Source organism: Rummeliibacillus stabekisii (genome assembly GCF_007988965.1).
GTDB classification, from domain to species: domain Bacteria; phylum Bacillota; class Bacilli; order Bacillales_A; family Planococcaceae; genus Rummeliibacillus; species Rummeliibacillus stabekisii.
The window spans coordinates 1-17,055 of record NZ_BJVD01000005.1; the positions used below are offsets into that span (position 1 = coordinate 1).

Genomic DNA, 17,055 nt, shown 5'->3' on the forward strand with positions numbered 1-17,055 from the left:
GACTGGTGTCTGTAGTAAGCTTGTAAGTGGAATGTATTTCAAAAAAGGAAATAGAGAATTTTATTCCTTAAACGGTTGGAGTATTGATTATGTTAATTACAGTGGAGAACCATTTTATTTTGGCTTTTCTTCGGGAGATGCAATAGGAAAAGCCTTTTTGACAAATACGAAAGAAAACATTAAAGGGAAAACAATGCATGCAGCAAAAAAATTGAGTGTTTATAAATCAGCTAGCACTAAAGCAAAAAAAATTGTGACTATTAACCGATATAAGACATTAAAAGTTATCAGTGCAAATAGTAATTGGGCTAAAGTCAAAGTGAATGGAAAGACAGGTTGGGTAACAAGAAAATATCTTGTAAATGAAGTAACAATTAGCGAAGTTAAAAAGGTAGTTACAAAATATAAAACATATACAAGAGTAGATCCTACTTATGAAACTGGAAGGAAAGAACTAATAAACAAAGGTGAGGATGGATTGAAATATATCTATTACAAAACTAAATATAAAAATGGAAAGCAAGTTTCTAAGAAGCAGAAAATATGGACAGACGTAGTAAAGTATACACAAGATGAATATTACTTTATTGGTGAATAACTAGTTTTTGAAAGAGAAAAAGATGGATATAAGTGTATAAAACCACCCCTAATTCTTTAAGCGACGTGCTTTTATTTTTTATTCCTCAGTTTCAAAGTAAGCTATAATTCGGTAGTTGAATAATTTAATAGAGCGATTTTGTTCAATTGTAGAATATACTATATACTTTTGTTATATAAGGTAAAGGTGGATTCTATATTGAAAAACTCAAAGAAGACTAATTTTAAGAAGATTTTTGCACCAACTGTTATGGCAGGAGCTGTATTTTTATCAACTATAGGCTTAATGAACACAAATGTAAGTGCAGAGATTAATAAAGATAATTATCTAGCAGATAATGAATGTACTATTGTGATTGATAAAGCTGACAACATCGTCAAAACAAATAAACCACAAAAAGCTACTGGCGTCTGTAATAAGCTTGTAAGCGGAATGTATTTCAAAAAAGGAAAGAGAGAATTTTATTCCTTAAATGGTTGGAGAATTGATTATGTTAATTACAGTGGAGAACCATTCTATTTTGGCTTTTCTTCGGGAGATGCAATAGCAAAAGTCTTTCTTACAGATTCTAAGCAAAATGTCAAAGGAAAAACTATGCATGTAGCACCAACGAAATTGAGTGTTTATAAATCTCCAATAAAGAGTGCTAAAAAACTTACTACTGTAAAGCGATATAAAACTGTAGTTGTTAAAGATGTAAAAGGTACTTGGGCTAAAGTTGTAGCAAATGGTAAGACAGGATGGGTTTTAAGAAATTCCCTTGTGAATGAAGTGACAGTTACAGAAGTGAAAAAGATTATTATTAAGTATAAGACTTACACGAGGTTAGACCCTACTTTAGAAACAGGAAAAAAGGTTTTGGCTAACAAAGGCCATGATGGTATAAAGTATACTTATTATAAAACAAAGTATAGAAATGGTAAGCAAGTTTCAAAGAAAAAGAAAATTTGGACTGATATAGCAGAACGTAAACAAGATGAATATTATCGTTTAGGAGAATAATTGACGTAGAGAAAAGAAATTTTAAAATTAATATATTTCACTTAAAGGCACCCAACAAATTTTTGATGGTGTGCTTTTTTAATTAATCTTCCTCGGTTACTAATAAAAGCTAAAATTTTAATAATTTAATGCAAAGTTTGGTGAGGTAAGCATAAATGATTATAAGCCATTTAGGATGTATTACTTAGCTTTATAAGCGGGCTAGTCATTTAAAAATGTATAGAGATTAGTATTAAGCACCAAAGAAGTTGAACTTCGGAACAAAATATTTTATGTTGTAAAATTATGGTATGTAATATACACTATAGTTATATAATTAAAAGGTGGAATCTACTATGGATAACTCAAAAAAGATAAAACTTAAAAAGACTTTAGTACCATCCGTTATGACGGGCGCTGTATTTTTATCAACTTTAGGATTAATGAATACTAATGCTAGTGCAGAAATTAATAAATGGGGATATACTGCCCCAGAAGAATGCACTTTAGTGATTGATAAAGCTAAAAATTCAGCGAATAGCAAGCAATTCCAAAAATCAACAGGTGTATGTAAAAAATATATAGATGGTTATTACTATAAAAAAGGAAAAACCGAATTCTATTCTTTGTATCATTGGAGAACTGATGAAATTAAATACAGTGGAGAACTCTTTTATTTAGCTTTTGGAACAACTGATGCAATGATGAGAGTCTTTTTAACAAATACCAAAGAAAATATTAAAGGTAAAACTATGCATGCAGCAAAGAAATTGAGTGTTTATAAATCAGCTAGCACTAAAGCGAAGAAAATTGTGACTGTCGACCGATACAAGACATTAAAAGTTATTAGTACAAATGGTACTTGGGCTAAAGTTCAAGTAAATGGAAAGACAGGTTGGGTAACGAGAAAATATCTTGTTAATGAAGTAACAATTAGTGAAGTTAAAAAGGTTGTTACTAAATATAAAGTAGAAAATTGGACTTCTGAACAAATACCAGTAGGTAAAACAGTACAAGAAGCAAAAGGGGAAGATGGATTAAAGTACATCTACTATAAAACTACTTATAAAAATGGTAAGTTAACGTCACCAAAGAAAAAAATATGGACAGATGTTATAAATCGTACACAAAATGAAATTAATGTTACAGGAGTAGAAAATAATTAATTGGAAGAAGGGGAATGAATGAAAAACTTCTTTAAATTAAAAGCGCCCATTATTATGATGGGGTGCTTTTTTTTGTTCACACAAAGACCTTTTAATGTCCAAGCAGTAATCTCAGAAGATATTACAGATCAAGAGATAAAGTTAGCAAAAGCTTGTACATTAATCATTGATGCAAATAAGCATATTGGGGAGATAAAAAAATTTGCCGAAGCAGAGGGTAGTTGTAACGGACAGGTGCAAGGCTATTATTTAAAGGCAAACGATTCTTTCAATATAAGGGGTGCAATTAACGAATTTGTGAATTTCAATGGTGAAAAATTTAATTTCCTAATTGAGCCTTCAGGATCTTTAGCAATTGTAACAGTTAAGCTCATTGAGCCCATAAAACCAACAATACATACTAAGAAAAGGAAAGGGAATTTAGTAAATTATAAAGAAAAACATCAAACAGTTTTTGATATTAATGAGTATTTAGAGGAAAACCAAAAAGCAAGTGCAAGCGAGGAAGAAGATGCTATAAAATCTAGTGATCAAGTAACGAAAGAGAACAAATACGAAAAAAAAGTAAGTGTTGAGGAGAAAAAAGAAAGACAACCTAAAAATAAATTTTCAGCCATTTCAATGGTTGTGGATTTATTAATCATATTAGCTATTATCGTAGTATTATGTGCTAGTTATTTTATTTTTAAAAACTTAAAGAATTATAAGGGAGAATAAATATGAAAAAACTAAAATTTTTCTTAATGTTTTTTGCTGTGTTTTTTTCATATTGGTTTATTCATAATATAAATGCTTCAGCATTAGCGTCAGATCCTTATGAAGTGCCGGCAGCGGTAAAGAAAGATTGGTTAAATAAGGATATTGAAGTCGGTGATAAATCTTATAAAATGGAAACCGGAAAAAACCTTTCGTATGATATATATAACAATAAATTTACTAAAGGCGGATATGACATAGTTGAGAATAAGAAATGGACTGGCGGTAAAGCAGTGCAGTATATACGTTTCTATGGATGGGCAGTAAACTTTGGATATACAGCACACTCTAATACAAATCATGAAACCTATATTGGAGCGGTCAAAAATGGAACCAATGAGAGAAAAATATTTGCTACTGTTTCTAAAAAAGATAGTAAGGGAGAGTACTATGATGCAACATGGGATTTAGCATACAACCGAGCTCACGTACCAGCAGGTCAACTTTGGAATGAATGTCCCGCTGGTACAAAGAACAAAGATAACCTTACTTGTAATATGCGGTATAAAAATGCAATCTTTACTGCTTATGTTCCAATAGAAAAGCTCTTTCCTGATACAACCAAATCGGCAACATGGCAATTATATTTAATTAAACGCGTAAATAACCATGTGGTTTATACAAGATTATTTATCCCATTTAAATTCAAGGCAAAAAATTATGGGTTAGGACAAATCGAAATGACTAGTGGTGTGAATGCTGATATTCTAACCATGAACTCCTATCCAGTTATCAAACGTACAGCTGCTCGTAAGAACGAGTCTGGTGCTCAGAAAGGCTATTTTAGTGAATTAGTTAGGTATAGAATGGTAGACGCAAACGAAAAAAAAATTCCTATCTGGTATGGGGTTAATACAAATTCGCCAGCCCCTAAAGTACGTTGGGCAGCTTCAGCCTATTGGACCTTTGGCGGAGAACAAGCTACATTTAAGTATAAACCAACGTTTAAACCTTCAGTGAAGTTAGCAGTAAATGGGGAAATGTGCATAGGCAAAAATCAAACACCAGCTGTTAATGTGGTAACTGGGAAAGGGGATAAAAAAAAGCTAAAAACAACTGATTCATCATTGAAATGGACATCCTCAAATACAAAAGTTATTCAAATTAAAGAGGGAGTTTTATATGCTAAAGGTAAAGGGATTAGTAAAATAAAAGTAACTTATCATGATTCTTATCTAAAAAAGGATTATAGTAAATCTGCTTCTGTAACTGTTAAAAATTGTGACACGCCACCACCTCCACCACCTACAGGCTCTTGTAAAGTTACTATAGAAACACCCACTATCGCCTCTAAGAAAGAGTTAGATGCAGCCAAACCTACAACAGCAGGTTCAATCAGTGCGGAAGATGGCTATGACGTTTCACAAGGTATACCAGTTACTGAACAGCTTAAAACTCAAGCAAGTAGTGAGAGATATATCTTTAAACAACGTTTCCAAAACAAAACGGGAAATGTCATTCTTAAAGTAGATGTAGCTAAAACCTATAATTTGAAATGGACAGAGGAAAAGAAAGATTCTTCTGGTGTAATAACATCGGAGAATAAAACAGAAGAGAAACAAGTGAAAAAGACAGTAACCTTAAAAAGATCGTATAGTTATTGGGATATTGGCAAACTACAATTCTATAAACTAAATGATATAAATCTATTCAATTACGCGTTAGTTGATCAAGTAAGTACGTTAGCATTTGAGGAAGATATTGACGCAGAAGCAGCTAATGAACCTGATTATAAACTACACGTCACTGCACCTGAATGCGATTTAATTGATTTAGGTAAGAAGGAGATTGATGGTGGAAAATCAAAACCTGCTGTTCCTGATGAAGATTTCATGAAAGAAGCAGATAAAAAAATAGGGAAAGCAAAAGTTAAAAATGACTTTGTAAGTATTGAGGGTAACATCATCATGGATGAAACAGAGACGGAAGAAAAAGCTCCTACTCCTAAAGATATTCCAAAAGCCAATAAAGTAGATTTAACAGAGAGAAATATCGTAATACCAGATGATCGAGTAAACTGGTTGAAATCTCCAACACAAGGTAAAACGTGGTATTCTCGCATGATAGATATTGGCGGAGAACCTGGGGATGCTACAACTCGCGGAGATTCATCTGCTGATAGTGGTGACACAGAAAGTGGCAGTACTGTTGAAGATAACGAAACAGAAAGCAACGTGGGGGATGGAGAACCTGTAAATGACGATGACCAATGGTACGAGGAAGATGATGAAGGAGACGGAGATGCAGGAGAGAATGATGGCGATGAAACAGTAGATGACTCGAATAATAATCTCGAAGAAGATGACGACGCTAATGATGATGGCTTAGAATTTGAGTTCTCTGTAAACCCTGTCACAATCCATACACCAATTGTTTTACATGGTAACACAAGTGATGAAGTGAATTTTGATCAACGTATTGACCGCTCTTTACATGATAAAAACGCATTAATTTTAGATCGTCAATTTACTGTAAATCTCTCTGCTAATGGCAGCCACAGAAGTATCCCTGGTTATGGCACTAGAGATTACTCAAAGTACGTAAGCTACAAAGAAGTCAAGTTTCCTTTCGATGTCTACAATTCATCTAAAACTGTATTTTATCCAGCGAACACTTGGATTAAAATATCAGCAGATACAACATCTATGAATTATCACTTACCGATTTGGATACCTGAAGGTAAGTACACAATTGATTTTAGAGAATATGCAATTAATGCACCTTCAGGGAATGAAGGAAAGCAATCAACCGCTAATACAACTATTCCTTTAAGTGGATATAGCGTATCCCCAGCAGGTAGCAATTCAGCTGCTCATATGGTAACTGATAGTAAAACCATTGACGTTATTGGTCGTGTCTATGATTTCCGGGTAACAGATGTGACGGATTATAACTGGGAAAATGTTTTCCGTACAAAATCGGGATCAGTTGAGCATAGCAATAACTACTTCTGGGTTGGAGATAAAAACCGAGATGGCGAAAATAGAGGTAATAATCCAGCTGTAACTTTACCGATTGCACAAGGTAAACATACTGCAGGAATTAAAAACGTAGCAGTTAAAACAGGTTATAGCTTCAAATTTGATTTTAAGACGATGGGTAATATGTTTGGCAAATCAGATGCAATCCGAATTACACCGAAATTCTATTTTGTCGATAAAAAGGGCCAAAATCGTCGTGAAGTTGACCTTTATTATCATGGTAAGAATGACTTCTTTGTAAAAGTTGGCTCAAACGAGGACAAGACTTATAGAACAGTTAAATTGAATGATCCATATAGAAATATCAGTACAGATGATTTAACCTTAACGGCTGATTACTATTATCGCCATGCTGCTGATTTTGATTTAACTGATAAAGTGAACGGTATGTATTATTCTTCTTTCATACGTAATTACATTCGTAAAGATACAAAAGAAGAAACTATAACTGGACCATATGGTTGGCAAATTTTAAATAAAAATTTAAGAAATTATATTGGCCCTAAGAAAGAAAATGTTCCATCGACAGGTACTATGATTCCTAAAGAGGATACAATCCGCAGTGAGCAAAAGTGGTACAGTGAATATAGCCTGCCTGCAAAAGTATATGCGGTGGATAAAAACGTGAACGTCGCGAATATGGGATTAATGACAAGACTATCTGAAGATTCGTCAGTGTTCTTGAAAAATGGTTATATAATTGTGAATTTTGATATCCAAACTATTCGCAATGGAAATTTAAATAAACCTTATCTAAGTTATGTAAATGGCAATGTATCAAATCAATGGAAGCGGGAAGGGTTCAAATATAATTATGTAGATCCTTATAACTCCAACTTCACTTTGAAAGATGGGGACGTTGTATTCTACCATGCAGATAAATCAGCAAATGATGACTGGAATTCTAGTGTTACTCATTAATTAGCTAAAAGCACCTTATGTTAGGTATATACTTAACATGAGGTGCTTTTTTAGGTAATATATTGAATCTATCAATATTCTTAGATGAATTGTGGACAAGATACAAGGTTCTCCAAGGGCATGGTCTAGTGCTATAGCTGGGAAAGACAATTTTTAGACGCGATATCTATAGAGAGTTTTCATCGGGATCTTTGCTCCATTTTAATCATTTTGAAGAAATAAGTGACCAGTTAATGAAACATTACGAAATAAATGTATGGCAATTGTATGGCTTGGCTTTTTAAAAAACATCTACCAATTGGAAAATTAGGCTCTGTACCTAATCTTACAATTAATTTAATGATTCAATCGAATATACTCTTTTAAAAAATCTATTACCTTAGGCAAGATCAACCCTAAAGTTGGAGTTAAAACACTTACTATATTAACAATAGTAAACAAAAAGTTATTTTTAGACCTTTTACTTTGTGAAATTTTATAAATAGAATAAAAGGCACATCCAACCCCTATAACAAGAAAACAAAAACAAAATATGCTTAATATTAAATTAGATGTTATTTCTTTTAACATCAAACCAGAAAAAACAAATCCAACTCCTGCAAACATAGATCCTAACGGACTCTTTTGAGTAGATAACTGAATTCCTCCAAAAAAACACCCTATTACTAAAAAACAAATCCCAATAAATCTACACCATTTAGGAAAATCAAAATATGAGTAGGTAAAGTATAAAAGTAATGAAGCACCTAGAGTACATCCAATAATAAACCATCCCATAGCATCATTATCTATTTGATTATTACTACCCTTTTGTTGTTCAATCATTTTCATATCTCTTTCTTCCAGATTTTCTTCAATAGATGATTCTTTTCTTTCTTTTTTACTTTCTTGCATTTTTAATTCCACCTTTGCGTGTAAACAATATATATTTATCTGATTATTCCTTTATTTTTTCACTAAGATATAGTATATAAAAGATGATAATAATTCAAAATGGTAAATTTTATTCTGTTACTTCCTCTAACTAAAAATGATTTACGAAGCCTGAAACCATCGGGACTGTAAAGAAGTGTAAAACAAGACTTCAAGAATTTTAGAGCCGGGGATATGGTCCATGTATTAATTAATTTGCATTATTTGAAACATTTATGAACACAATATTTCCTCTTCTGATCCATCCCTTTTGCGTTGTATATAAAATAAACTATTCCCCCCAATACCTCCTTTTGTTTGGCATGGCAACATCCTCCTTCATTTTATAAGGGTGAGGCCATGTTAACACTTCAGATGGCTTCGACGTAAGCCATCGCCCTGTATAGTACTTTTATTTTATCCGTAAATTAATCTTTTTCCTAGATTATATATAGAACTTTCCAATCAATTGTTAACAAATATTATTGATAACTGGGTAAACAGCAAGACCTTAACATCAATAAATATATCAAGGACTTATTATAGTCTCCAACATAGATTATTAGGACAGTACAGCAAGGCTCCACAGTCACGATAGATAGTGTTGGGAAAGGTAGGGAATGAAATGAAAGGAAAAATTAATAATATAAGTTAATAAGTAAGATTACGTCTAGTTAAGTCTCTTTGCAATTTATTATTTATAAATACTTTGAAGGAAATATAGGAAGGAGGGGACCTCTCTACACTGTCGTCTAGCTTATAAATTAAATGTTAATTTAGAAGAGAATCCTCAAGCAGAACTGTATTTATTAGGAGCTCTTGTATTAAGGATAAATAAAAAGGAGTGATAGCAGTAAATAGAACAGGAAAATAGAACTTTCTGTCGAATAAATACATTAAAGGAGTTAACAAGAAGGAAAAAATTAGTTAGAGGAGTAGTTAAGAATGGCATTAACTTTGGAAGTATGCTCGGAAGTTCTAGCTAAGTGTGCTAGAATTTGTTGCATTTGTAGATTATTTAAACCACTCCATGTTCAGGTGCATCATATTCGTGAAAAAGCTGATGGAGGATCAGATGACTTTGATAATTTAATACCGGTTTGTATTGAATGTCATGCCAGTATTCATACAAAAACAAAAATGACTCAGAATTTTTCTGAAAAAGAGCTTAAAAAAATTAGAGATGATGTTTATGAATTGGTAAGCACAGGTCACCTTCCAAAAAGTAGGTCAATAGAGAGAAAAGAAATTGAATTAATTTCATCTATATTCGCTGAAACATTCAAACTCAATAAAGAAGATGAAGAGGAGTCTTTGAGTAGTGAAGCATTAGAATTACTGTCTACCATTCTATGTGAAGGAGTACCAGCAACTTTTAAAAAAGCAAGCGAGTATCTTATACTTATTGAAATTGGTGGACAATATATAACTAAAAAATTTAATGGAAATGCCCAGTACCCTGATTTTATTATAGAGCTTCTTGCTAAAGGACTAATTTATACTAATGGAAATTTAATTGAGATCACTGAAGTAGGTGAACAATTAATTAGTACATTAGTTCAAACTACAGCTACCTATACTCAAAAGAAAGTAAAATGCTTAGAATGTGGATTACACTTTATAATTTGTACATGGAATAAAGATGCACATAATAGTTCCACAATTAATTGTCCTGAATGCGGACAAAATAATGGGAATTTTTTAGTATGGGCCCAACAAAAATTTGGTTTTATATTTCAAGATGTTCCTGGAAACTCTAAGCTTTATGATTCTAGTTTGAAATAAAGCAAACGATAGAAGCTGGAGAAAATAATAAATACAAGATTATTTAGCTAATATTAAGCCAGGTGTTTTGTGGAATAGTGTAAGTTTATTGGCATTACTATAATAAAATTTAAAAAGGGGTACTTGACTAGTGAACATAGAAACTAAATTAATATATCATTTTACTAATTTCGGTGAATTTGAATTTATATGTTTAGAAAATAAAGGTTTAGATTTTCATGAATTAGAACACATAATGTATGAATATGGTCTAAACCAACCAGAAAAATCTTTAGAATTTAAAGAATGCTGGATACATCATGAATATAAGGAATATGAGAAACCAATAAGAACTGTACAAGTTACTTTTCAAGATAATACCCTTAATAAAATTGTTCGTATATGGGGGGCTAAAAAATTTAATAGTGGAGAAGTATTAAAAATCACTATTGATCTTCTAAACTTAGAAACAAAAGAATTAGAATATGAACAAGTTTTAATAGGGTGATGTGATTACTACCATGACAGGAACTGTGAATGAGGGATATAGATAACGGGGCTAATAGAATTCTTAATAAAAAAATTTAAGCCGTAGCAAATAGCTAAACTATGAAGCTTTTCAAAGGAGCGACCATTTAAATCGGCTAGGGGGTTTGCAATAAATATAATATTGTTGGAGGTACTAATGGAAAATGCTTTTTTAGAATTAGTAAATAAATTCGGAAATGGTAGTGTATTGACTTTAATAATAGTAATAGTAGTGAAGTTGGGTATTAAACCAATATTTGATATTTTCTTAGATGTGTATAAAGAGCGAAAAAAAAGGATCCTACAATCTCAATTAGAGAAAGAAAAAAGTATTTTACAATCACAATTAGAAATGGAAAACAATCTTAAAAGTAATTCTTTAGAATTTGATAAATATAAAAAGGATATTGTTTTACCTATATTACAATCAATAGCTAATATGCTTGAACAGAACATCCAAATAATACAAGATTATAACACTGTTTTACTTACTTAAAGAAACTCAAAATAATATTGAAAAAGATATTCTAAAGCAAAAACTATTAGATATAAATAACAGAAGTAAATTATTGTTAATGGAGTTAAGAAGTGAAATTCGGAAAGTGAGTATATATTTACCCAAAGAATTAAGAAGTATTTTAATTGTATTTCAAGTTTCATTAGATCAAGAATTTATCAATATCAAAAATCTTTCTTTAGTAAGCGGGAAAAAAATTTCAGAACTTGAGGTTTTGAAAATTATAGGAAAAAACGCTTCGATATATCAAACATATATAGATTGTTTTTATAAACTTATTGAAAAATACATAGTGATAGGATATGGAGAAAAAGATTATTTATCTATATTAAGAGAGCATAATTTAGATGAGGACGGTCAATTTATTAGTCAAACTAAACATGAAGATTTTTGCTCTTTATATATACTGTCAGTAAAAAGAAGAAATCTGGAGGCACAACAAGAATTACTTCATAGAATCTTAGATCATCGTTAATCAATGGGTCAACGTCTACCATTTAAAAATGATGGGGTTTAACCTTGTATCTATGACTAAATTTCAAATGCTCAAAAGTAATAGATGTGTTTGCATATTATATAATATTCCATATACTATTTATTCGCCATTATAAACTGTCATTTCAATAGATTATATAGTTATATGGCATTGATCTAATAATATAAAAGTAAATATAAAAAACAGCCATAAAACCATAAAATAAGGCGGCTTTAACACTATACCTCTAAGTGTATAGGTCAAATCATTTTCTTAATTTAAAACAACTTAGTAACATCTTTATTCCCATTTATTTTTTTCCTTATTATATAAAATAATTTTTTTATTTTCATTAGGGAAGTTTTGCATAGCATCTTCCATTAGTTTAAAAGCATCATCCAGTTTATCATTGGGAATATTGTTCATTTCAAAATATAGTGATTTTCCATTTGGATTATCGACTTTAAGAATAACCTTCCTGTTAAAACCTTCTTCTATTTTCCCGCCAGCAGTCATTTTTTTTAAATTTTTCGACCTTTCATTTAGAACTGTTATAAGTTTTTTAAGAGAATTATATATAGCGTCTGAAACAAGATTTGAAATAATGTCACTAATTAGAGGTAATGAAAGTATTATTAAATTAGGTTCTATGAGATCAGTTATCGAATTATAAAAATGAGGGGGTTGCTCTTTAGCAAAAAGAGAAATATTTTCATGACTAAAAACTTCTGCATATTCTTCAAGTTCCTTAGTATCAATAGTTTTATATTGAAGATCTAATTTTATAATATCTGCCATACAAACACTTCCTTATAGTTAAAGATAATTATATTTTACCATAAACTAGAATTTAAATAAAACACCATATATTGTCAAAGCTATATTTTTAATGAAAGGAGAAATGTAGCATGACGGTAGTATTAAATTCTTCAAAAAATTGATTGATGAAAATATTTATCATATTGAATATGTTGTAGTCGAACGCTATGAAGCACCTAAAATGTAATTAGGTTGCACCCAATTTACAAAAGATGTTATATGGAGAAAAGTGTATAAAGGATTTGGGAAAATTTGGGGCAAATAAAAAACAGCCTAAAGATAAGCTGCTAAAGTAATTATATTAGTCCATAATATGAATCAATAATTTTTTCTGATAAATCAAGTAATGTATTATCGTTATTAGAACCTAGAGTTCTAACAAAATTTTTTTCGTCATTATCAATATTTAAATTGACGTTTTTAATTTTATTGTTTAAATCTAACCCTATAACTAGATGTCCATTTTGATAAGAATTAAGTAGCTTATCAATATATTCAACTTTAAATGTGTAAAAAATAACTTCATTTATGTGTTCTTTGTTCAAAAAACAATAGTGGAATTTTGCAAAATTATTCAATATTTGTTCACCTGTTCCACAAACGGATTTAAGCATATAAAAACCCTCCTTGATATGTAAATTTATTATACTAATAGTATGTATTTAAAAGTATACTATTGTTCCATGTAATTTCCTATTATTATGAAGTCATAGAATATCGAAAGTAATTTTGCCATTAGTGACAAAACTTTTTTAGTCTAAGTTTTACTATTGCTACTTTCTTAGTGTATAAAGATTATTTAAAGGAAAAGAAGATTATAAATAAAGTACAAAACAAATCCACTTCTATATAAATAGAGGTGGGTTTGTTTTTGTATAAGAGTGATAATTATAGATTCAGCATACAAAATTTCCGGATAATATTATTGATCTTTCCAGTATTTAATTACAAAAGTATTCACTTTTTCTTTTAATGTCTTAGCAGGCTCCTTAACTTCTTGCATTATATAAGATAAAAGGGTAGCCCAACTAACATTATAGTTATCATCACGATTTATATACTCCATAATTTTCTTCAATTCTAATAACTGATAATCAGTGACATTTGATTGTAAATGCCCCTTTATATAATTATCTATAAAGAATTGAGAATGAAAAGCCTCTTCAATTAATACTGCACAGGCGCGAGCGGGCCTTACATCTAATCCTATAGCAATATCATTTAATTCGTCATATACCTCTTCAGTAAGACGTGTTTTCATCCGTACATAGTTAATACCTGAAGAAGAATCACCTATCCATTCTGCTTCTCTGTGTCCAGGATAAAGTACGTTTTTAAATCTAACACTACGAACAAAGTGAGACGAAATATTGTCTAATATTCGTTTGCTGCGTAAAGCATGTATAGTCATTTCCTCTATTATTTTCATTACAGAGACATCTGATATTTCAGCTAACCTGTACACTGCACATTTGAATTCTGTGTGTACAGTTGGTTTTACATCTCGCTTTTTATCACATCTAGTTGCTCTCATCTCGCCCATTTATACTCCCCCTTCTCCTAAAAGGAAAATTACCTTTGGGACTAAGGACCACGTCCCAAGCTTAATTTAGATTATGTTTAACTTTTGGAAGATATGCCCATACTACTTTCAAATGAGTTAAAAGGGGTGGGGGAGTACTATGGCTAAAAAAACACAAGCTCAATTAGCAAAAGAAATCCGCGATCATGGTAAACAAATGGGGTTTCCAACATATCCAAAAAAACAGCAAAAAACGAAAGTGAAAAAATAACCAAGCTATTTTTTATTTAAATAGACTAAATTAATAAGAGGATATTATGTTCAATGAATGAACATATATCCTCTTTTCTTATATATAAATTTGTTATTTGGATATAGGTTTTTATCTAAGGTTGAGTTAGCTCAATAAATCTTGATAAAAGAATAAATAGGAAAAAGCGTATTAAAAATGATTGATAAAAAAACGTGTTATCTATATTCAATCTTTATTAATTGTTATTTTTAATTCTTTATACTGGAAAATCGATATAATAAATACAGAAAATATATTGTTAAGGAGACCTAAAGTGGACTATTCTCAAGTATACGATTTTATTGCTTCTGTGGGAGGCGTAACTAATATAGAAAAAAATTACGTATTGTATTATGACGAAACCAATAATCCTAGGACTTTTAGATTGACAGATGCTGGTTTTAACGTTAATGAACACGAATTTTTTATACTAGGTGGAATTGGTTTTGAATCTGATAAGTTAGCTTCAAAGGAAGATATTGATGAACTATTTTCTGAATTTCTATTACAGAATAATACAATAGAAGTGAAATTTAAGCATATTCGCCAAAATGCAAAAGACTTTTTAGAGTTGATATCAAAACCGAGAGTGATTGCTCTAATTGAGTGGATTCATGAAAAACAATACTCAATTCATTATTCTTATGTCGATAATTTCTATTACACAATCGTTGATATAGTTGATTCAATGGATGAGACATGGTTTGGTGGGCTAGAGTTAAATAGAGAACTGAAAAACCGTCTTTATTCATTGATTAAGGAAAATCAAGATTGGTTTGTAAGTTTGCTGATTGAAATAGATTATCCCAACATTAAGAATCATAAAAAGTTTGTTGAGAAAATTGTTGATTGGATATGGTCTTTAAACATTGAGGATGATTTCTATCTAGAATATTTACGACAATCATTAAAAAGTTACAGAGATAAACAGCTAGTATTTTTAGACAATAATGAAGATAGGGTTGCGATAAGTGACTATTCAACTTTTTATACTAATTTAATAGTTACCTATCCCAATGCAGACCATATTTTGGATCACGAATTGTTTATCGAAGAAATTTTGAGTGCAAATCCAATAGAGTTATTCGGACATAAGGATATAAACTATAAATTTGTTGATTCAAAAGATGAACGTTTAGTACAAGTCTCTGATTTAATTGTAGGTGTTTTGCGTTATTGGATGGCTTTCTTGGAATCAGTAAGTATATATGGCTTGAACGCAGAGTTAAATAGAGTTACAGACTTACAAAAAGTCCAACTGAAAAAATTCCAGGCAATATTGCTCCATTCTCTTAATATAAGTACCGGCTTTAAACACGGTGTTGGTAGCAATGAGTTTGAATTAAAGATTAACTTATTTCTAGAATATGATTTTAGATAAGCTTTCCAGTCGATTGAGCTTTAAGGGTTGAAGAATATTATGAGAAAATAAATGAAATTTATCCAGATTTCTTAATGCTTGAAAAGCCTTTTAGAATTACAAGTACACTATTTAGTAAAGCTTGAATATATTTATTCTTTCAATTAAGAACCAAACCCCAAAAGGTTAAACAACGCTCTGCTCGAGAAAACCTGTAATTTCACGTTATAATGTAAATAATTAATATAGAACGGAGGAGAGAGTGTGTTTGTAATTTTAATAATGATAATATTAATAGTATTTCTGTTTGACTTCACAAAGTTTAGGAAGCAAAATCAAACAATGATTGAACAAAATGATAAAATTATTTCACTTCTTGAGCAGATTAAAAATAAATAATTTTGCTATTACTAGATCTATAATTGTTTTATCTGTCATGCTAGTGTTAGGTACAATCCAATTTATACATAAATAGATTGAAAGACAATTGATGATGTGATGATTTCTTGCTGCTCAGAGTGCTCTATTTTGGCTAGACTTATTGCTTTTGATAATGAAGAAGAGGGAAAAAAGATGAAAAAAGTTAGAATAGTTTTGATGGTGTTACTTATTATGTTGGTAGTTAGTGTTATTCCGAAAAGTTCTTTTGCTCATGGGAAATATATTAAAAATCCTGGCTCTTGTACATTGGTAATTGATAAAAATAAACATACTGGTGAAAATGGAAATTTTGCGGAAGCTACAGGGGTATGTAAGGGTTTTGAACAAGGAGTTTATTCAAAGCAAGGTGGCCAATATGCAATTTTGGGAACAATAACTCAACAAGTGAAAAATGGCCAAAAATTTAAAATGTCTACTCCATTCACATATGGTGAAGCTACTTTGACAGTGTACACAACTACTAAAAGTCCTTCCGTAAACAAAAAATCTGTAAAAGTGTTAAACAGTAAAGGTAGTAAAGATAATATAGTTATTTCTAAAGTACAAAAAAATGATGTTGTAAATGTTTATAAGGATTCTAAAATGAAACAATTATTATATACTACAAAAGCTAAATCCTCATCTATTGAGTTTAAGAATAAAAAGTTAAACAAAAAAGGCGGCTATTTATATATCACGTTAAAAAGGCCTTATCTGAAGGAAAGTATAGCTTGTACTATTAGTTATAAAGCTGAATAACAAATTAAATCCCTTAAATTTAGGGACTTATTCCCTTTTGTCAATATTTTTAATAACGTTTTTAAAGTTACTCTTTACGGAGTAGCTTTTTTATTAATGTATAATTTAACAAAAAAGCTTTCCCTAAACACTTACGCCTTTAAATTCTCTTCATGGTCACAGCGGTTAGTCGATTTATAAATGTACCCAAATAAGTAAAATTAGGTTTATTGAGATGGCGTATTTTTCATTGTTATTACTAATTCTAGTTTTCTATAATGATATACAAGTTAATAATACTTTAC

15 protein-coding genes are annotated in these 17,055 nt (G+C 30.6%); 11 read left to right on the forward strand and 4 right to left on the reverse strand.

What is annotated here, in order from left to right:
• The 5 genes from RST01_RS10185 to RST01_RS10205 all read left to right on the forward strand — a co-directional run.
• On the forward strand, positions 1–598 hold a 598-nt coding region (locus tag RST01_RS10185; RefSeq protein ID WP_147196494.1), incomplete at its 5' end, for an SH3 domain-containing protein.
• A gap of 198 nt (positions 599–796) precedes the next feature.
• Positions 797–1,600 (forward strand): G5 domain-containing protein, encoded by an 804-nt coding sequence (locus RST01_RS10190; protein WP_147196496.1) that lies wholly within the window; start codon positions 797–799, stop codon positions 1,598–1,600.
• A gap of 335 nt (positions 1,601–1,935) precedes the next feature.
• Entirely contained in the window at positions 1,936–2,745 is an 810-nt protein-coding gene (locus tag RST01_RS10195) for an SH3 domain-containing protein (protein ID WP_147196498.1), read from the forward strand.
• Positions 2,746–2,763: 18 nt separating this feature from the next.
• Positions 2,764–3,462, forward strand: a complete 699-nt coding sequence (locus RST01_RS10200; RefSeq protein ID WP_147196500.1) for a hypothetical protein — start codon at positions 2,764–2,766, stop codon at positions 3,460–3,462.
• A 2-nt stretch (positions 3,463–3,464) separates the two neighbouring features.
• Positions 3,465–7,403, forward strand: a complete 3,939-nt coding sequence (locus RST01_RS10205) for a DUF5704 domain-containing protein (RefSeq protein ID WP_147196502.1) — start codon at positions 3,465–3,467, stop codon at positions 7,401–7,403.
• Positions 7,404–7,739: 336 nt separating this feature from the next.
• On the opposite strand, the gene RST01_RS10210 is transcribed toward RST01_RS10205, so the two are convergent.
• On the reverse strand, positions 7,740–8,297 hold the full coding sequence (locus tag RST01_RS10210) for a hypothetical protein (protein ID WP_147196504.1): 558 nt from the start codon (positions 8,295–8,297) through the stop codon (positions 7,740–7,742).
• A gap of 963 nt (positions 8,298–9,260) precedes the next feature.
• Between RST01_RS10210 and RST01_RS10215 the strand changes: the two genes are divergently transcribed.
• From RST01_RS10215 to RST01_RS10230, 4 genes are all read left to right on the forward strand, one after another.
• A complete protein-coding gene (locus RST01_RS10215) occupies positions 9,261–10,100 on the forward strand; it encodes an HNH endonuclease (protein WP_147196506.1) in 840 nt (279 codons plus the stop codon).
• A 130-nt stretch (positions 10,101–10,230) separates the two neighbouring features.
• Positions 10,231–10,587 (forward strand): hypothetical protein, encoded by a 357-nt coding sequence (locus RST01_RS10220; RefSeq protein ID WP_147196508.1) that lies wholly within the window; start codon positions 10,231–10,233, stop codon positions 10,585–10,587.
• 177 nt (positions 10,588–10,764) lie between these two features.
• Positions 10,765–11,103, forward strand: a complete 339-nt coding sequence (locus RST01_RS10225) for a hypothetical protein (RefSeq protein WP_147196509.1) — start codon at positions 10,765–10,767, stop codon at positions 11,101–11,103.
• A 73-nt stretch (positions 11,104–11,176) separates the two neighbouring features.
• Positions 11,177–11,599: a hypothetical protein gene (locus RST01_RS10230; RefSeq protein ID WP_147196511.1), complete on the forward strand. Its 423-nt coding sequence runs from the start codon at positions 11,177–11,179 to the stop codon at positions 11,597–11,599.
• Between the two features lie 300 nt (positions 11,600–11,899).
• On the opposite strand, the gene RST01_RS10235 is transcribed toward RST01_RS10230, so the two are convergent.
• The 3 genes from RST01_RS10235 to RST01_RS10245 form a co-directional block, all read right to left on the reverse strand.
• Positions 11,900–12,397 (reverse strand): hypothetical protein, encoded by a 498-nt coding sequence (locus RST01_RS10235; RefSeq protein ID WP_147196513.1) that lies wholly within the window; start codon positions 12,395–12,397, stop codon positions 11,900–11,902.
• 317 nt (positions 12,398–12,714) lie between these two features.
• Positions 12,715–13,032 carry a hypothetical protein gene (locus tag RST01_RS10240; RefSeq protein WP_147196515.1) on the reverse strand — a complete coding sequence of 106 codons (318 nt, stop codon included), beginning with the start codon at positions 13,030–13,032 and terminating at the stop codon, positions 12,715–12,717.
• A 308-nt stretch (positions 13,033–13,340) separates the two neighbouring features.
• Complete coding sequence (locus RST01_RS10245) at positions 13,341–13,961, reverse strand: hypothetical protein (RefSeq protein WP_147196517.1); 621 nt, start codon at positions 13,959–13,961, stop codon at positions 13,341–13,343.
• A gap of 545 nt (positions 13,962–14,506) precedes the next feature.
• Between RST01_RS10245 and RST01_RS10250 the strand changes: the two genes are divergently transcribed.
• Positions 14,507–15,613, forward strand: coding sequence for a DUF3800 domain-containing protein (locus RST01_RS10250; RefSeq protein ID WP_147196519.1), 1,107 nt, complete (start codon positions 14,507–14,509; stop codon positions 15,611–15,613).
• A 507-nt stretch (positions 15,614–16,120) separates the two neighbouring features.
• Positions 16,121–16,771, forward strand: a complete 651-nt coding sequence (locus RST01_RS10255) for a hypothetical protein (protein ID WP_147196521.1) — start codon at positions 16,121–16,123, stop codon at positions 16,769–16,771.
• Positions 16,772–17,055 lie beyond the last annotated feature (284 nt).

Coding starts and splice junctions, on each gene's coding strand:
- RST01_RS10195 (WP_147196498.1), top strand. CDS start 1,936: ATGGATAACTCAAAAAAGATAAAACTTAAAAAGACTTTAGTACCATCC.
- RST01_RS10200 (WP_147196500.1), top strand. CDS start 2,764: ATGAAAAACTTCTTTAAATTAAAAGCGCCCATTATTATGATGGGGTGC.
- RST01_RS10205 (WP_147196502.1), top strand. CDS start 3,465: ATGAAAAAACTAAAATTTTTCTTAATGTTTTTTGCTGTGTTTTTTTCA.
- RST01_RS10210 (WP_147196504.1), bottom strand. CDS start 8,297: ATGCAAGAAAGTAAAAAAGAAAGAAAAGAATCATCTATTGAAGAAAAT.
- RST01_RS10215 (WP_147196506.1), top strand. CDS start 9,261: ATGGCATTAACTTTGGAAGTATGCTCGGAAGTTCTAGCTAAGTGTGCT.
- RST01_RS10225 (WP_147196509.1), top strand. CDS start 10,765: ATGGAAAATGCTTTTTTAGAATTAGTAAATAAATTCGGAAATGGTAGT.
- RST01_RS10235 (WP_147196513.1), bottom strand. CDS start 12,397: ATGGCAGATATTATAAAATTAGATCTTCAATATAAAACTATTGATACT.
- RST01_RS10240 (WP_147196515.1), bottom strand. CDS start 13,032: ATGCTTAAATCCGTTTGTGGAACAGGTGAACAAATATTGAATAATTTT.
- RST01_RS10245 (WP_147196517.1), bottom strand. CDS start 13,961: ATGGGCGAGATGAGAGCAACTAGATGTGATAAAAAGCGAGATGTAAAA.